The organism is Shewanella sp. HL-SH5 (assembly GCF_051163755.1).
In the GTDB taxonomy this organism is placed as follows: Bacteria; Pseudomonadota; Gammaproteobacteria; order Enterobacterales; family Shewanellaceae; genus Shewanella; species Shewanella glacialimarina.
On record NZ_CP195038.1, the window covers coordinates 3,597,387 to 3,612,472 of the forward strand.

At 40.1% G+C, this 15,086-nt stretch carries 20 protein-coding genes and 1 pseudogene; 15 read left to right on the plus strand and 6 right to left on the minus strand.

Annotated features, from left to right (window positions below; translation table 11 throughout):
- Positions 1-2: 2 nt before the first annotated feature.
- The 6 genes from ACRWQM_RS15675 to mlaF all read right to left on the minus strand — a co-directional run bounded on the left by ACRWQM_RS15675 (position 3) and on the right by mlaF (position 3,405).
- Complete coding sequence (locus tag ACRWQM_RS15675) at positions 3-254, minus strand: BolA family protein (protein WP_434928143.1); 252 nt, start codon at positions 252-254, stop codon at positions 3-5.
- 73 nt (positions 255-327) lie between these two features.
- On the minus strand, positions 328-639 hold the full coding sequence (locus ACRWQM_RS15680) for an STAS domain-containing protein (protein WP_434928141.1): 312 nt from the start codon (positions 637-639) through the stop codon (positions 328-330).
- On the minus strand, positions 636-1,289 hold the full coding sequence (locus ACRWQM_RS15685) for an MlaC/ttg2D family ABC transporter substrate-binding protein (protein WP_434930573.1): 654 nt from the start codon (positions 1,287-1,289) through the stop codon (positions 636-638). Before ACRWQM_RS15685 ends, ACRWQM_RS15680 begins: the two co-directional genes overlap by 4 nt.
- A gap of 10 nt (positions 1,290-1,299) precedes the next feature.
- Positions 1,300-1,773, minus strand: a complete 474-nt coding sequence (mlaD, locus tag ACRWQM_RS15690; RefSeq protein WP_434928138.1) for an outer membrane lipid asymmetry maintenance protein MlaD — start codon at positions 1,771-1,773, stop codon at positions 1,300-1,302.
- Between the two features lie 35 nt (positions 1,774-1,808).
- Positions 1,809-2,594, minus strand: a complete 786-nt coding sequence (gene mlaE, locus ACRWQM_RS15695; RefSeq protein WP_434928136.1) for a lipid asymmetry maintenance ABC transporter permease subunit MlaE — start codon at positions 2,592-2,594, stop codon at positions 1,809-1,811.
- Positions 2,581-3,405, minus strand: coding sequence for a phospholipid ABC transporter ATP-binding protein MlaF (mlaF, locus tag ACRWQM_RS15700; protein ID WP_226416042.1), 825 nt, complete (start codon positions 3,403-3,405; stop codon positions 2,581-2,583). The genes mlaE and mlaF overlap by 14 nt, the downstream gene beginning before the upstream one ends.
- A 230-nt stretch (positions 3,406-3,635) precedes the next feature.
- Between mlaF and ACRWQM_RS15705 the strand changes: the two genes are divergently transcribed.
- From ACRWQM_RS15705 to ACRWQM_RS15775, 15 genes and pseudogenes are all read left to right on the plus strand, one after another.
- Positions 3,636-4,598: a calcium/sodium antiporter gene (locus ACRWQM_RS15705; protein WP_434930574.1), complete on the plus strand. Its 963-nt coding sequence runs from the start codon at positions 3,636-3,638 to the stop codon at positions 4,596-4,598.
- 34 nt (positions 4,599-4,632) lie between these two features.
- Positions 4,633-5,610 (plus strand): KpsF/GutQ family sugar-phosphate isomerase, encoded by a 978-nt coding sequence (locus ACRWQM_RS15710; RefSeq protein ID WP_434930575.1) that lies wholly within the window; start codon positions 4,633-4,635, stop codon positions 5,608-5,610.
- Positions 5,611-5,612: 2 nt separating this feature from the next.
- Entirely contained in the window at positions 5,613-6,179 is a 567-nt protein-coding gene (kdsC, locus tag ACRWQM_RS15715; protein ID WP_434928131.1) for a 3-deoxy-manno-octulosonate-8-phosphatase KdsC, read from the plus strand.
- Positions 6,176-6,736 carry an LPS export ABC transporter periplasmic protein LptC gene (lptC, locus tag ACRWQM_RS15720; RefSeq protein ID WP_434928129.1) on the plus strand — a complete coding sequence of 187 codons (561 nt, stop codon included), beginning with the start codon at positions 6,176-6,178 and terminating at the stop codon, positions 6,734-6,736. Before kdsC ends, lptC begins: the two co-directional genes overlap by 4 nt.
- On the plus strand, positions 6,723-7,310 hold the full coding sequence (gene lptA, locus ACRWQM_RS15725) for a lipopolysaccharide transport periplasmic protein LptA (RefSeq protein ID WP_434928128.1): 588 nt from the start codon (positions 6,723-6,725) through the stop codon (positions 7,308-7,310). Before lptC ends, lptA begins: the two co-directional genes overlap by 14 nt.
- A complete protein-coding gene (lptB, locus tag ACRWQM_RS15730) occupies positions 7,307-8,038 on the plus strand; it encodes an LPS export ABC transporter ATP-binding protein (protein ID WP_226411414.1) in 732 nt (243 codons plus the stop codon). The genes lptA and lptB overlap by 4 nt, the downstream gene beginning before the upstream one ends.
- Positions 8,039-8,198: 160 nt before the next feature.
- On the plus strand, positions 8,199-9,692 hold the full coding sequence (locus tag ACRWQM_RS15735) for an RNA polymerase factor sigma-54 (RefSeq protein WP_434928126.1): 1,494 nt from the start codon (positions 8,199-8,201) through the stop codon (positions 9,690-9,692).
- Positions 9,693-9,718: 26 nt separating this feature from the next.
- Positions 9,719-10,006: a ribosome hibernation promoting factor gene (gene hpf / locus ACRWQM_RS15740; protein WP_226411418.1), complete on the plus strand. Its 288-nt coding sequence runs from the start codon at positions 9,719-9,721 to the stop codon at positions 10,004-10,006.
- Positions 10,007-10,008: 2 nt separating this feature from the next.
- Positions 10,009-10,452: a PTS IIA-like nitrogen regulatory protein PtsN gene (gene ptsN, locus ACRWQM_RS15745; RefSeq protein ID WP_434928125.1), complete on the plus strand. Its 444-nt coding sequence runs from the start codon at positions 10,009-10,011 to the stop codon at positions 10,450-10,452.
- A complete protein-coding gene (rapZ, locus tag ACRWQM_RS15750; protein WP_434928123.1) occupies positions 10,449-11,306 on the plus strand; it encodes an RNase adapter RapZ in 858 nt (285 codons plus the stop codon). Before ptsN ends, rapZ begins: the two co-directional genes overlap by 4 nt.
- A gap of 33 nt (positions 11,307-11,339) precedes the next feature.
- A pseudogene (locus ACRWQM_RS15755) lies at positions 11,340-11,616 on the plus strand (HPr family phosphocarrier protein).
- A 344-nt stretch (positions 11,617-11,960) separates the two neighbouring features.
- Positions 11,961-12,110: a hypothetical protein gene (locus ACRWQM_RS15760; RefSeq protein WP_226411426.1), complete on the plus strand. Its 150-nt coding sequence runs from the start codon at positions 11,961-11,963 to the stop codon at positions 12,108-12,110.
- A gap of 31 nt (positions 12,111-12,141) precedes the next feature.
- The gene (locus ACRWQM_RS15765; RefSeq protein WP_434930576.1) at positions 12,142-12,390 is read left to right on the plus strand and encodes a transposase; all 249 of its coding nucleotides are present in this window, start codon (positions 12,142-12,144) and stop codon (positions 12,388-12,390) included.
- A 381-nt stretch (positions 12,391-12,771) separates the two neighbouring features.
- Positions 12,772-13,761, plus strand: a complete 990-nt coding sequence (locus ACRWQM_RS15770) for an ABC transporter substrate-binding protein (protein WP_434930577.1) — start codon at positions 12,772-12,774, stop codon at positions 13,759-13,761.
- Positions 13,761-15,065, plus strand: a complete 1,305-nt coding sequence (locus tag ACRWQM_RS15775) for a diguanylate cyclase domain-containing protein (protein WP_434930578.1) — start codon at positions 13,761-13,763, stop codon at positions 15,063-15,065. The genes ACRWQM_RS15770 and ACRWQM_RS15775 overlap by 1 nt, the downstream gene beginning before the upstream one ends.
- Positions 15,066-15,086: the final 21 nt, after the last annotated feature.

Consider the following 15,086-nt stretch of genomic DNA (forward strand, 5'->3'; position numbering starts at 1 on the left):
AATTACATATTGAAAAGTTTTTCACGCTTCCACTGGGTCGGCGTAAATGTCTTAATAGTTAATGCGTGCAGCTCGCCACTGGCAATATTATCTGCTAACGGTCCATATATTGCTTGTTGTTGTTTTACTCGGCTCATGCCATCAAAACATTCACCTACAGCAACAACTTTGAAGTGGCTGCCATCAGATGTAGCATGAACTTCTGTCAGTTCTAATGCTTCGGATAGAATTTGCTCAATAACTTTGCAATCCATGAATTTATACCTTTATTGCGATGTTAATCTAACAAAATTAACATCGTGAATGGTGAACTAAATGCCGATCAAATTAACGAGAATTATCAGCAAAAAAAGTGTGTAAATCGTATAGCTCAATCATTTTTTGTAATTGAGCCGCAGGATGCTGCAATATACGCGAAATAGTCCCTAAAGACATATCTTGCTCTGACATTACTAATCCTTTTAGTGCAAGCAGCATAGCAACGCCTGCGCTATCGACATAAGTCAAAGCGGACAAGTCTACCACTTGGGTAGATGCAGTAAACAGTTGATGTCGATTCGGCCACAAAAGTATGACCTCATCTTGCGTTAAACGCCCTTGCACTAGGCAAGTATCACCTTGCTGCTCAAACTGAATCACGCCGCTTTATCCTCTTTATCTAGTTTGCGATCAATTTTTTGCTTTGTTTTATCATTCAGCATAGTAATGACCGATTCAATGCCTTGCTGGCGAATTAAATTTGATATTTCAGATTGTTTTGATGCAAGTAAGCTGACGCCTTCTGCGACTAAATCGAATGCTTTCCATGAGTTATCTTTTAAACGACGCGCTTTGAATTGAATTTTAATCGGCGGACGACCTTGCTCAATAATTTGCACGCTCACTTCAACCATTTTCTCTTTACTAAAATTTGACGGCGGTTCAAATGCGACCGTTTGATCGGTATAAGCCGTTAACGCTTGTGCATAAGTGCCAATTAAATAACCTTTAAACGCTTCGACAAACCGTGTTCTTTGATCATCACTGGTTTCACGTAAATATTGGCCCATCACTTTATAGGCGGCATATTTATAATCGACATAAGGCATAAGTTCATCAGCTACAATGACTTTTAAATGGCTTAAATCTTGATCGATTATCGCTTTATCTCTTTTAAAGCGATCAAAGGTTTGATTGGCCACTTGTTCGATTAACTTATATGGGTCTTGAGTATTAATTTCTGCCGCCCAGCTTTGAATACTGGTCAACAATATAACAGCGCTAACGATACGCACTAAAAATGCTTGCATAAAACCGCTCCTATTTATCTTTTGACGACATGCTATATAACAATTGACCAATAAGGTCTTCTAAAATCAACGCGCCGCGGGTGTCATCAACTTTGTCACCATCACCCAACATGTCGATATCATCATCCATAAAACCTGGGGTTAAGCCAATAAACTGCTCACCTAACAAGCCTGATGTTAAAATAGATAGACTACTGGTTTCAGGAAAATGATCATAACGCTTATCCATAGTTAACGTCACTATGGGAACAAGCTTGCGATCATCTAAGGTGATGTCGGCCACTCGGCCAACAACCACACCACCGACCTTTACTGGCGCACGCACTTTTAATCCGCCAATATTATTAAATTCAGCAATGAGGGAATAATTATTATTTTGGGTATCGACTTTGACATTGGCTACATTAAAAACCAATACGCAAAATGCTAACACTCCTGACAATAAAAATAGACCAACAAGTAACTCAATCTTCCGTGTCAACATACGCTTAAACCACTTAAATAGTTAATAAATTAATCTTAATTTCCGAACATTAATGCTGTTAGCAAAAAGTCCAAAGCTAAAACAGCTAAACTGGCCTGCACTACCGTAGAGGTTGTCGCCCGACTAATGCCCTCTGGATTAGGCTTCACTTCATAACCTCGATATAATGCAATCCATGTCACCACAATACCAAACACTGTACTTTTAATAAGGCAGTTAACAATATCCTGTCGCCACTCAACTGAAGCTTGTAATATCGACCAAAAAGCACCGGTATCGATGCCTTTCCACTCTACGCCGACTAAATGCCCACCAAAAATACCGACTAAACTGAACATCATAGCTAACAGTGGCATACTGATCACGCCGGCCCAAAATCGTGGTGCTATAATTTGTCTTAACGGGTCAATGGCCATCATTTCTAAGCTTGATAACTGTTCGGTTGATTTCATCAAGCCAATTTCAGCAGTAAGCGCAGACCCTGCTCGCCCGGCAAATAACAGTGCGGTAACAACAGGTCCAAGTTCACGCAGTAAGCTTAACGCCACCATAGGGCCTAGGCTGTCTTCGGTACCAAAACCGACTAAAATATTATAAGCCTGAAGCGCTAATACCATGCCAATAAATAAGCCTGATACAATAATAATAATCATTGAGCGCACGCCCAATACGTAGATTTGTTTAATCAGTAAGGGTAGGCCTTTTTTAGGGTTGGGGACATGGACTATGGCGCGCCATAACATCACGCCAGCCTTACCAAAACCGCCTACTAACCCAATGGCATAACGACCAATTGCAGCAATCAAATTAATCGGATTCACTCAACAACTCCTGTTGATAATCAACTGCTGGATAATGAAATGGTACCGGACCATCTGGCGCACCATCAATAAACTGTATCAGTTGCGGGTTATCAGATTTTCTCAATTGCTCAGGCGTGCCCTCTGCAATGACTTTTTTATCCGCTATCACGTAAACATAATCGGCAATGCCTAAGACTTCTTTGACGTCGTGGGACACCACCACTGAGGTTAACTTTAATGAATCTGATAATTCTCGAATTAACTTAACTAGCATACCCATTGAAATTGGATCTTGCCCCGCAAAAGGCTCATCATACAACACCATTTCAGGCTCTAAAGCGATAGCTCTGGCGAGCGCTGCACGACGCTGCATTCCGCCCGATAACTCACTAGGCATCATATAAGCTGCGCCACGAAGTCCAACGGCTTGTAATTTCATTAGCACAATCGAACGAATAATCGTTTCTGGTAACCCTGAATGTTCACGTAATGCAAAAGCGACATTATCAAACACATTCATGTCAGTGAACAAAGCACCACTTTGGAATAACATGCTCATACGTTTGCGCACTTGATATAGCTCAGTACGGGATAATTGATGCATATTGAGGCCATCAAATAATACTTCACCTGAATCGGGCGTTAACTGAGCACCAATTAATTTAAGTAAGGTAGTTTTACCAATACCACTAGGGCCCATAATAGCGGTGACTTTCCCTTTTGGGATCGTTAAAGAAATATCATCATAAATGACTTTCTCACCACGACTAAAGCCAAGGTGTTTAATTTCTACAAGCGGATTTTGCAACACGGTTGATGTCTCAGACATAATATTTGAAGAGATAGCTGCCATCCCGGCGCGTAAATGAAGGTTAAATTTTACGTGAATGTTGTTCACCTAACAACCTCATCACGATAAAAATACTCAAACCTTAAATGAAATTAATCTTAAACAAAGATTAATCGACTGATTGATTAGCTTATTTATACTTATTGCAGCTTTCAATTTGGGTCATTTACAGGGAAAATGCTCATGTTCAAATAAATTGAAGGGATGACATGTTAGTTAATATTTTGATGCTTTGCGTTGGACTGGCGGTACTGGTAATAAGTGCTGACAAATTTGTTTATGGCGCGTCTGCATTTGCCCGTAATCTTGGCTTACCTCCCATGTTAATTGGGCTTACCATAGTCGCTATGGGCAGCTCTGCACCAGAAATGTTTGTTGCGGCAACGGCATCTATGGAAGGCATGAACGATACCGCCATAGGTAACGTACTTGGCTCAAACATTGCCAATATCACTCTTATATTAGGCATTACAGCTTTACTAGGGGCAATCAGCGTCAGCTCTAAAACCTTAAAACGTGAAGTGCCACTCATGCTTGCTGCAACTGTATTGGCTGGATATTTGATCCATGATGGTTTTCTGACACGCGTTGAAGGAGTGATTTTAGTCGTGGCTTTCTTGCTTGTTATGGGTGGATTTATTTATCAAGCTTTAAGCAATAAAGAAGCTGATCCCCTGGATGCAGAACTCGACAGCGAGATCCCTAAAGGCGTCCCTACTTTTAATGCTATCATGTGGATTATTATCGGCATTGTTTTTTTACCACTATCAGCTGGTTGGATGGTAGACGGAGCTGTAGGTATTGCAAAAATTTACGGTTTGTCTGATTTAGTCATTGGACTGACCATCATTGCTGTTGGCACTAGCTTGCCAGAATTAGCGGCGTGTATCGCCGGAGTGTTAAAAAAAGAACACGATTTAGCCATTGGAAATATAGTCGGGTCTAATTTATTTAATATTCTTGCGGTTTTAGCTATTCCAGGGCTAATCTCACCAGGTGAGGTTGATGCGACAGCGGTAAACAGAGATTTTTACATGGTACTGGGCACCAGTGCCGCATTAGCAGTGTTAGTGTTATCCAGCGGTGCAAAGCGACAGCTTACGCCTTGGCATGGCGTTTTATTACTATTAACCTTTGTGGCTTACCAATACGTTGTATTCAACGCTTCTTAATGGAGCACAAAGGACTTTACCAAGAGAGACATACATGGCAAACCAAACTCAATTTCGTCAATGGGGCCGTAAAGTCATTGATATTGAAAAAGCAGCACTTGAGCATCTCTACCAATTTGTAGATTCAGATGCGTTCGGGCAGGCATGTGAATTAATCATGCAATGCAAAGGTAAAGTTATCGTAATGGGCATGGGCAAATCTGGCCACATCGGTAATAAGATTTCAGCCACATTTGCCAGTACAGGCACCCCAGCTTTTTTTGTTCATCCAGGAGAAGCCAGTCATGGCGACCTTGGTGCATTAGCTAAAAACGACATTATTTTAGCCATTTCGAACTCAGGTGAATCAAGTGAAATTTTGACATTAATGCCTGTTATTCAACGTATGGGCGTTCCTGTGATTGCAGTTACTGGTAAACCAGACTCTAATATGGCGAAGCTGGCAAAAGTGCATTTATGTATTGAAGTGCTAGAAGAAGCTTGCCCCCTTGGGTTAGCGCCAACATCAAGCACGACGGCGACATTAGTCATGGGAGATGCTTTAGCGGTCGCCCTATTACAAGCAAAAGGTTTTACCCGTGATGATTTTGCCCTCTCACATCCAGGGGGCTCTTTGGGCCGAAAATTATTACTCAAGGTTAATGATGTCATGCACCAAGGCAAAGATCTCCCCTTGGTACAGCAAGATATTTGTATCACTGAAGCCTTGTATGAAATATCAAATAAAGGCTTAGGTATGACCGCGGTTGTTGATGGTAATAATGTTTTAGTCGGTATTTTTACTGATGGTGATTTACGACGTGTTATCGATGCAGAAGTCAATCTTCGCACCACGCCTATTTCACAGGTTATGACCAAAAAATGTGTCACTAGCCCGGCTAACATCTTGGCCGCTAAAGCGTTACAAATAATGGATGAGAAAAGCATTAATGGTTTGATTGTGGTCAATGACGCACACCAGCCTATTGGTGCATTGAATATGCTCGATATGGTCAAAGCAGGAGTAATTTAAACATGACAATAAATACGCACACTCACCAAGGTTTTTATGGCCCTATTAGTGATGATATTTGGCTGCGCGCTCAAAAAATTAAACTGCTTATTTGCGACGTTGACGGTGTTTTTTCTGACGGCCGTATTTACCTTAATAATAGCGGCGAAGAGTCAAAAGCATTCCATACACGAGACGGATATGGCGTTCGCTCAATATTAACCAGTGGCATTAATGTGGCGGTTATTACCGGACGAAAATCTAAAATTGTCGAAAATCGCATGACAGCTTTAGGCATCAAAGATATCTATCAAGGAATAGATGATAAATTTACTCCCTACGAGGAATTAATCAAAAAATATAACGTTACTGCTGAACAAGTAGCTTATATTGGCGATGACATGGTAGATTTACCTGTGATGAAAGTAGTAGGACTTGCTGTCAGCGTGGCCGATGGCCATCCTTACGTGAAACAACATTGCCATATGATAACCACCATTAAAGGTGGTAATGGTGCCTTAAGAGAACTCACTGATTTGTTGTTATTAAGCCAAAATAAATTTGAAAGTGCCCATGGTATGAGCATATGAATCGAACCACACTGGCTATTTGTGCATTTTTTGGCTTAGCCTTGGTATTGTATTGGCAAGTACAAGTCAAACGTAACCAAATGGCGTTAATTAAAGATCCTAGAATTGAGCGACCTGATTTTGTGGCTGACAATCTTCGCACGACAGAATTTAATAAACTCGGGTTTATTGACAGCAAAGTTAGCGCCGAGCATATGGAACATTTCACCAGCACAAATACCACTTCATTTACTGCGCCTGTACTACTTCTTTACCCTGAAAATGGTAAAGCGCAGTGGCAAATAACAGCTAAAAATGCGACCTTAGATCAACATTCAAATGAAGTCAGTTTACATAACGATGTAGTAATTGATGCCATTGATATTGAAGAACCATTACAATCACTTGAAACTCAACAAGTCACCTTTAATTTAAACACTATGATAGGTCGTTCTGAAGAGTCAGTTACCATTAAAGGTAATGGTTTTATTATTCAAGGCTTAGGGCTATTTGCCGATCTCAATGCAGAACAAATTACCTTACTCAGCCAGGTAGAAGGGACATATGAACCACATTAAGTTTTTAACCACATTGCTCGGTAAAAGCAGTGTTATTTGCACTTTAGCGATTAGTGTATTAGCAGGAAACGCCGTAGCTAAAGAAGGCGATTTGAAGCAAGAGCTTAAAATTGCTGCCGTAAGTCAACGAGCTGATGTTAAAAATAATCAAATTATTTTTAACGGCCCAGTAAAAATTACCCAAGGCTCGATCAATATCGAAGCCGATGAACTGCGGGCATTTTCAGCTGAAAACGGCCAGACTAAAACGCTCATTGCGACCGGTAACCCTGCTACATTTTCACAAGAACTTGATGATGGTCGCATAGGTACAGCAAGCGCCAATGAAATTCGTTATGACTTAGCAACAACTGGACTGTTATTAACCGGTAACGCTAAGCTAGATCAAGCAGGCAGTAAAGTGACGGGTAACGTGATCCGTTACAATATCAATGCTCAGGAACTTATCGCTGAAAGTACCGGTAAAGGTGAAGATCGTGTTATTACCATTATTCAACCGGAAAATTTCCAAAATGATGAGTCACCAGCACAAAAATTACCTGAAATCCCGTTAAAAAAGCAAGGTAACCAATGACCCAAATTACCTTAACAGCTGAGAATTTAGCTAAAAGCTATAAAAGTCGTCAAGTGGTTAAAAGTGTCAGCTTAACTGTAAAAACAGGCCAAATTGTCGGACTACTTGGTCCCAATGGCGCAGGTAAAACGACCACGTTTTATATGGTTGTTGGTTTAGTCAAAAGTGATCATGGCCGCATTTTAATTGATGACGATGACTTAACTGCTGACCCAATGCATTTACGTGCGCGAAAAGGTATTGGCTATTTACCACAAGAAGCCAGTATTTTTAGAAAACTCAGTGTGCACGATAATATTATGGCCGTGTTGCAAACCCGAAAATCGATGACTTCGGATGAGCGAATTCAGGAACTGGAGCATCTTTTAGAAGAATTCCATATTACCCATATTCGCGATAGCTTAGGCATGTCGCTATCTGGTGGTGAAAGACGACGGGTAGAAATTGCACGCGCTTTAGCAGCCAATCCTAAATTTATATTGTTAGATGAGCCCTTTGCGGGTGTTGACCCTATTTCAGTGATTGATATTAAGAAAATTATTCTGCAACTCAAACACCGTGGCCTAGGCGTATTAATTACTGATCATAATGTCCGTGAAACACTTGATGTGTGTGAGCGGGCATATATTGTTAGCCAGGGGAATTTGATTGCCGAAGGCACCCCAACTGAAGTACTCAACAATCAGCAAGTTCGAGCAGTATACTTAGGCGAACAATTCAAGCTATAGTTAATCTAAATAGGATCTGAAGCACTTGCTTGGCAAAATGTTTCTGGCGACTAAGCTAATTGATCGTGTATAGGTAAAGTAAAACCATTTGTTAAAAAATTGCGACTATCACTCACTTTAATCAGTGTAGAAAGCCGAATTCTTCTAGGGATCAGCAGTAATGAAAGCTTCACTCCAACTTAAAATGGGTCAGCACCTCACTATGACCCCACAGCTGCAACAAGCTATACGTTTGCTGCAGTTATCATCTTTGGAGTTACAGCAAGAAATTCAACAAGTATTAGATTCCAATCCTTTGCTTGAAATGGAAGATGAATTTTCAGCACTTAGCAACAAAAATGATAACTCCAAAGACCTATCAGAAACTGACTTCAATGAAGTAAGCGCACCTGTAGTCGAAAAAGACACTTCAAATGTCGACACCGCAGAGTCAATGACTAAAGAGCAAATGTCTGAAGACTTGCCAATGGACACTACCTGGGATGAAGTGTACAGCGCCTCCCCAATGGCAAGCCCTGGTTCGGGTTCTGGCAGCATGCCAAATGATGACATGCCCTTCCAAGGTGAAACATCCGAAGGATTATACGAGCATTTAGAATGGCAAAAAAATCTAACCCCTTTTTCTGAAACAGACCTCGCTATTGCCACAGCCATTATTGATGCCATTGATGACACAGGTTATCTCACCCAAAGTACTGAAGATATTTTAGAAGCTATGGGCGATGATTCTGTCGAATTAGACGAAGTCGAAGCGGTACTAAAACGTATACAACATTTCGACCCTCTGGGTGTCGCCTCACGTAGCTTAAGTGAATGTTTATTGATTCAACTTGTTCAGTTTGCACCAGACACGCCCCATATTGATAATGCCAGAATGTTAATCAAAGATTATTTAGATTTGATTGCTGGACGTGATTTTCGCACACTCATGCGCAAAACTAAGCTAAAAGAAGATGAGCTGCGCGAAGCAATTGAATTAATTCAATCTTTAAATCCACGTCCTGGCACGATGATCACCCCACCGGATGATGAATATGTTATCCCAGACGTGTCAGTGACCAAAAAGAATGGCCGTTGGGTGGTTGAATTGAACCCTGATAACATGCCAAAAATAGGTATTAATCAACAATATGCCGCCATGGCAAAAAGCAGTAAGAGTTCAACAGACACTCAATTTATTCGAGGTCACTTACAAGAAGCCAAATGGTTTATCAAAAGCTTAGAAAGCCGCAGCGACACCCTGCTTAAAGTATCCAATTGTATTGTGCAATTTCAGCAAGGTTTTTTTGAGTACGGTGCTGAAGCCATGAAGCCTATGGTGTTGAATGACATAGCTGAAGCTGTCGAAATGCATGAGTCCACTATTTCGCGTGTCACCACACAAAAGTATATGCACACACCGCGCGGACTGTTCGAACTTAAGTATTTTTTCTCTAGCCATGTCAGTACTGATGATGGCGGAGAATGTTCGTCTACAGCAATTAGAGCTTTTATTAAAAAGCTGGTTGCTGCTGAAAACCAGAAAAAACCACTAAGCGACAGTAAAATGGCAGATCTTCTGGCAGAACAAGGGATTAATGTTGCACGTCGTACCATAGCGAAATACCGCGAAGCGATGATGATCCCTCCCTCAAACCAACGTAAGAGTTTATAATCTACCTAGGCAATTGGAGGATAAATATGCAAATCACCTTAACGGGTCATCATATTGAAATTACTGAATCACTAAGAGAATATGTCACAAGTAAGTTTACAAAACTTGAACGACATTTCGATCAGATCAATAATGTCCACGTAGTATTAAATGTCGAAAAGCAACAACAGATAGCTGAAGCAAAAGTCAGCTTGAATGGAGCTGAGGTATTTGCGACATCTGAACATGCTGACATGTATCACGCTATAGACGCCCTGATTGATAAACTCGATCGTCAGGTCATTAAACACAAAGAGAAATTAACTAAGCATTAATGATGGAACTTAGTACCATCCTGCAGCCGGAATGCACCTCCTGTGCCACACCGGGCAGTAAGAAAAAGGTACTGGAGCTTATCAGCGATTTAGCTGCAGCCCAGTACCCATCCCTCTCTTCACAAGAGATTTTTGAAAGCCTAGTGGCTAGAGAAAAGATGGGTAGCACAGGAATAGGCTCTGGCATTGCAATCCCGCATGGTCGTTTAACGTCCATCGTTCGCCCTATCGCGGTTTTTATAAAGTGCGAAGAAGCGATTTCATTTGATGCTATCGACAAACAACCAGTGGATCTCTTATTTGCATTACTGGTGCCAGCAGACCAGTGTCAGCAACATCTCAGTACCCTATCCTCAATGGCTGAAAAGTTATCGGATAAACATATTCTTAAGCAGTTACGAAAAGCAAGTAACTCAACTGAACTCTATCAGGTTATCACAGCATGAAATTAGTCATTGTATCCGGTCGTTCGGGCTCAGGTAAATCTGTCGCACTTAGGGTACTAGAAGACCTAGGTTACTATTGCGTTGATAACTTACCACTGCCCTTAATTGGACGGCTATTAGAACAGCTTAGAAACACCAATGAACTGGTGGCTATAAGTGTTGATGTTCGAAATATAGAAGAGCAAGGTAAAGTATTACAGCAGCAGCTAGCGTGGTTATCTGAGGATACGGAAGTCATAAGCTTTTTTTTACAGGCAAGTGATGAGGCACTACTAAAACGTTACAGTGAAACCCGACGACTACATCCTTTATCGAAAAAGAATATGTCCCTACAAGATGCGATTCAATTTGAAGGTGAGCTACTAGCGCCTATTTCTGAATACGTGGACCATTTTATCGATACATCTAAGCTAAATATTTATCAACTTAGTGATCAAGTACGTGAAATTTTAATGGGCAGTGTTGATAAAGAGTTAGTGATCAATTTTGAGTCATTTGGTTTTAAATATGGTATGCCCGCCGAAGCCGATTTTATGTTTGATGTACGCTTTTTACCTAACCCACATTGGGAAATAGAATTACGCCCCTTTACTGGATTAGATGAACCGGTACAGGAGTTTCTTGGCCAGCAACCGCTGGTAAATAAATTCATTTGGCAAATAGAAAACCTATTTGAAACATGGATGCCCCACTTAGAGCGCAATAACCGCAGCTACCTAACCATAGCTATTGGTTGTACTGGTGGCCAGCATCGTTCAGTTTATATCGCCGACCAGCTTGCTAAACGTTTTTCAAGTGGTAAAAAACATGTTGTTCAAGCAAGACATCGAGAGCTTATAAATAAGCACAAATAATCGCAATAAAGTTACTTGTCGGAACTTAACTAAATGAGTCTTTTACAGCGCCAAGTCATCATATCAAACAAGCTTGGTTTACACGCACGAGCGGCGACCAAACTGGCTATTCTTGCTAATGCATTCAATGCCAATGTTACCCTGATCCAGGGTGATAAAAAAGGCCAGCGCCGCCAGTGTTTTAGGCTTATTAATGCTTGAAAGTGGCTTAGGTAAAACCATAGATATCATAGCTGAAGGGCCAGATGCACAATCTGCGCTTGATGCTATATGCGATTTAATTAATGACAAGTTCGAAGAAGGTTGTTGATCCTAATCACTTCCCCCAGCGATTGAATCTACTTTTTCATCATGAACCCACCTTTGCTTTAAAATAGCTAACCGTGTTTAATTTATTGAATTCCTCGCTTAACCAGAGCTAAGTTGAGGTTAAATTAATGCAGTTAGGATAATTTAAATCTCCCTCCGAATTAGTGCAATTGCACCATTATATTGCATACCCTACGACCACCACAGAAACCATAAAATCATAACGCATTGAAAATAAATAAAAAATAAATAAAAAAATAGTTGGCACGCTCTTTTCATATAGTAATTAGTACCTACAAAGTGGTACTAGATTTAAAGCTAGCAAGACTTATTGGAGAGAGCACTATGCGAAATACACAATTAACCTTAAATACGATTAATACTGTTTTTGGACATACTCTTAAATTGGCTAGCCCAATTTTTACAAAAATTCAGCAACACTACACATTTTTTGCCAATGTTGGTTTTAGTCAATGGGAAGTTGAAAAACGATAAATATCTGCATTCAAAAAAGTGGACTTTGATTATGAAAAAATACCTAAGCAATCGTTATCCAGACACACTAATCAATCAAGTGGTTAATCAAGTCACTAACCATAACCGCTTGTTATCAGAAGTAGCCAAGGAATATGGCGTTTCATCTAGAGTGGTATACCAATGGGTAAAATCAACGACTGAACCCGTTGAGGTTAAAAAAGATCTAATCACAGAACAAATAGCCTCTTTACAAAGGCAAATCCAAAGCTTAAATAAACAATTGCAAATGATTGCATAAACCAGTTTCGGCAAGGGTGTTTGGATATATTCAATTATTCCCCAGTAATGGGATATATCAATGCAAACAACAACCACACATAATAATATGGCGCTAGAAGCCTAATAGTGACGCACTAACACCCTTGCCACTTTATCCGCACGACAATCCACAAGACAATCCACAAGACAATAATTAGGCTAAGCCTTATTTAGCCCCTTAATAGTGAGTAATATTTTTACCGTTAACGCCAGCATTGAGATAATAAGGATTAGTCAAATTCAGATTATAACTACGACTTTTTACTTACTTCTATAATAATTAACAGTTTTTTACTCAACAATTTAGCGAACATGTCTTTTAGTCACTACACTTACCATTATTAACTAAAATCAATTATGTATGAAATTTCAACTCCCAGTATTTATGTTGCTTGTTGCACTATTATTCGCATGTCAGCCCGATTCAACGGTTACCCCACAAAACAGTACGGTTAATGTTATCAAGATTGCAGTGTCTAATACTCCCTTATCGGCGCCTTTATTTATTGCACATAAAAAGGGGTTTTTTAAGCAGCATGGCTTAAATGTTGAATTAATTGAACACGAAGGTGGGGTAAAATGTTTTGAAGCACTTATCACTGAACAAGTCGATTTTGCCACCGCATCAGAAACTGTAGCTATGTTTAATAGCTTCTATCGTAGCGACTTTGCTATTTTAACCAGTTTTGTTGAATCTGATAATGATATTAAATTAATCAGCTTATCCGCGAAAAAGTATCAAAATCTAGCGAGTATTAAAAATGCCAAAATAGGCATCATCAAAGGTAGTGCCAGTGAATTCTTTTTTGATAGCCTACTGATACTTCATCATCAGCAAGACTTGCCTTTAGAAAGGGTCTACCTGAAACCTAATGAGCTATTAGCTGCGCTAGAAAACGGTGAGGTAGATGCTATTTCAGCCTGGGAGCCATTGGGTTATCAAATATTACAAAGGAGTCAAAACGCTAACCAGGTTATGAGTACCAAAGGGCTGTATAACTTATCGTTTAACCTGATCGGGTTAAAACAAAATCAAGTTAGTCTGAAAGATCGTCAAAGTTTACTTAAAGCGCTCAGTGATGCAATTGACTTTATTAGCGAGAACCCTACTGAATCGCAACTCATTGTCAGTCAAACATTAGACATGGATTTACAACAACTGCGTTATTTATGGAAGGATTACTCTTTTCGAGTATCATTAAGTAATGCGTTAGTTTCAAACATACAGTCACAAGCCCAATGGGCAATTGACAATAGATTAGTCCTTAAAGATAATCGAATTGATGTCAGGATGATTATTGATAAACAGCTATTTGAATCCGCTATCAGTCAGCATCAGGATGAGCATTAATGACACTTGCGACACGACTAAAATTAACCGCTATTTTGTGTGCATTGTTAACGCTTGCAGTTGGTGAGGCTTTATTTCGAGCACACAACTACCAGCAAAAAATCTATCAACAACTTAACCACTCAATGCAAATTCAACTCAGCATTGACAGCCTTCGAAGCCAATTATGGCTTTATGAAGAATACGCTGACAAACTCAGTTTAACAGAGCTTAATGCCAGACAGGCTAACTTAGCATTTGAGCTATCAAAAAACATGCAGTGGAATACTAAGCAACAGCAAGTATTAGATAACCTAAATCGCCTTAACACCAATGTTAGAGTGCTATTTAATACTCAGCAGATCTCAAAAAATGGCGAGACAACTGCAAAAAGAACCTCCACCTCAGTGCGGTTACTTAAAGTAAAATACAGTATGAATATTGAAAGAATGACTGAGGATATGTATCGTCTGCATCAACTGACCATTTCACAGGCAAAACAAACCCAACAATCTTTACTCATATCTATTTCTCTGGTCGTATTACTACTCTCTGCCATAGCAACCCTTTGGTCATCTATCACGCTGATTAGATTTAAACGCGGCATGAAAGCGCTTAATGACGGCATGCGAAAATTAGCTGCCGGTGACTTAGAAAGCCGTATTGCCTATACGCTGAAAGATGAGTTTTCCGAAATGAGCGACAATTTCAACCATATGAAGTCCTCATTACAGAACATCACAGTCAAAAAAGATCAGCTCACACAAGAGGTTGCCAGGCAAACCGCAAAGCTAACCGCACAGCAAGCCAAACTGACTTATTTAGCTGAACACGATGAACTTACCTCGATTTACAACCGCAGGGCCTTCATAAAACAAATCGATATCGCCATTGCTAGAGGCATAAGAAGAGATGACAAGGCAGCATTATTGTTTATTGACCTCGATAGATTCAAAATGATTAATGATACTTTAGGCCATCAAATGGGAGATGAAGTATTAATAACCATAGCTCAACGACTCACGTCTCACCTTCGTAGCAGTGACTTTGTGGGCAGGTTGGGTGGCGATGAATTTGTTGTATGGTTAGATTATATTGATGATGTGCATGATATTATTGCAAAAGTTAATCAGATAATCATGCTGATAGAGCAGCCTATAATAGCCAATGGTGAAACACTCAGTGTGGGGGCAAGCATTGGTATAAGTCAGTTTCCATTACATGGTAATAGTAGTAGTAGCCTTGTTACCGCCGCAGATACAGCCATGTATCTAGCAAAACAAAATACTCATAACCACTACTGCTTATTTCAAAATATCAATTAAACCCGTTAGTCAGATGACATT

Coding starts and splice junctions, on each gene's coding strand:
- ACRWQM_RS15760 (WP_226411426.1), top strand. CDS start 11,961: ATGCGAAATACACAATTAACCTTAAATACGATTAATACTGTTTTTGGA.
- ACRWQM_RS15735 (WP_434928126.1), top strand. CDS start 8,199: ATGAAAGCTTCACTCCAACTTAAAATGGGTCAGCACCTCACTATGACC.
- hpf (WP_226411418.1), top strand. CDS start 9,719: ATGCAAATCACCTTAACGGGTCATCATATTGAAATTACTGAATCACTA.
- lptA (WP_434928128.1), top strand. CDS start 6,723: ATGAACCACATTAAGTTTTTAACCACATTGCTCGGTAAAAGCAGTGTT.
- ACRWQM_RS15710 (WP_434930575.1), top strand. CDS start 4,633: ATGGCAAACCAAACTCAATTTCGTCAATGGGGCCGTAAAGTCATTGAT.
- mlaF (WP_226416042.1), bottom strand. CDS start 3,405: ATGTCTGAGACATCAACCGTGTTGCAAAATCCGCTTGTAGAAATTAAA.
- rapZ (WP_434928123.1), top strand. CDS start 10,449: ATGAAATTAGTCATTGTATCCGGTCGTTCGGGCTCAGGTAAATCTGTC.
- ptsN (WP_434928125.1), top strand. CDS start 10,009: ATGGAACTTAGTACCATCCTGCAGCCGGAATGCACCTCCTGTGCCACA.
- kdsC (WP_434928131.1), top strand. CDS start 5,613: ATGACAATAAATACGCACACTCACCAAGGTTTTTATGGCCCTATTAGT.
- ACRWQM_RS15705 (WP_434930574.1), top strand. CDS start 3,636: ATGTTAGTTAATATTTTGATGCTTTGCGTTGGACTGGCGGTACTGGTA.
- ACRWQM_RS15675 (WP_434928143.1), bottom strand. CDS start 254: ATGGATTGCAAAGTTATTGAGCAAATTCTATCCGAAGCATTAGAACTG.
- ACRWQM_RS15685 (WP_434930573.1), bottom strand. CDS start 1,289: ATGCAAGCATTTTTAGTGCGTATCGTTAGCGCTGTTATATTGTTGACC.
- ACRWQM_RS15765 (WP_434930576.1), top strand. CDS start 12,142: ATGAAAAAATACCTAAGCAATCGTTATCCAGACACACTAATCAATCAA.
- lptB (WP_226411414.1), top strand. CDS start 7,307: ATGACCCAAATTACCTTAACAGCTGAGAATTTAGCTAAAAGCTATAAA.
- lptC (WP_434928129.1), top strand. CDS start 6,176: ATGAATCGAACCACACTGGCTATTTGTGCATTTTTTGGCTTAGCCTTG.
- mlaD (WP_434928138.1), bottom strand. CDS start 1,773: ATGTTGACACGGAAGATTGAGTTACTTGTTGGTCTATTTTTATTGTCA.
- ACRWQM_RS15775 (WP_434930578.1), top strand. CDS start 13,761: ATGACACTTGCGACACGACTAAAATTAACCGCTATTTTGTGTGCATTG.
- ACRWQM_RS15770 (WP_434930577.1), top strand. CDS start 12,772: ATGAAATTTCAACTCCCAGTATTTATGTTGCTTGTTGCACTATTATTC.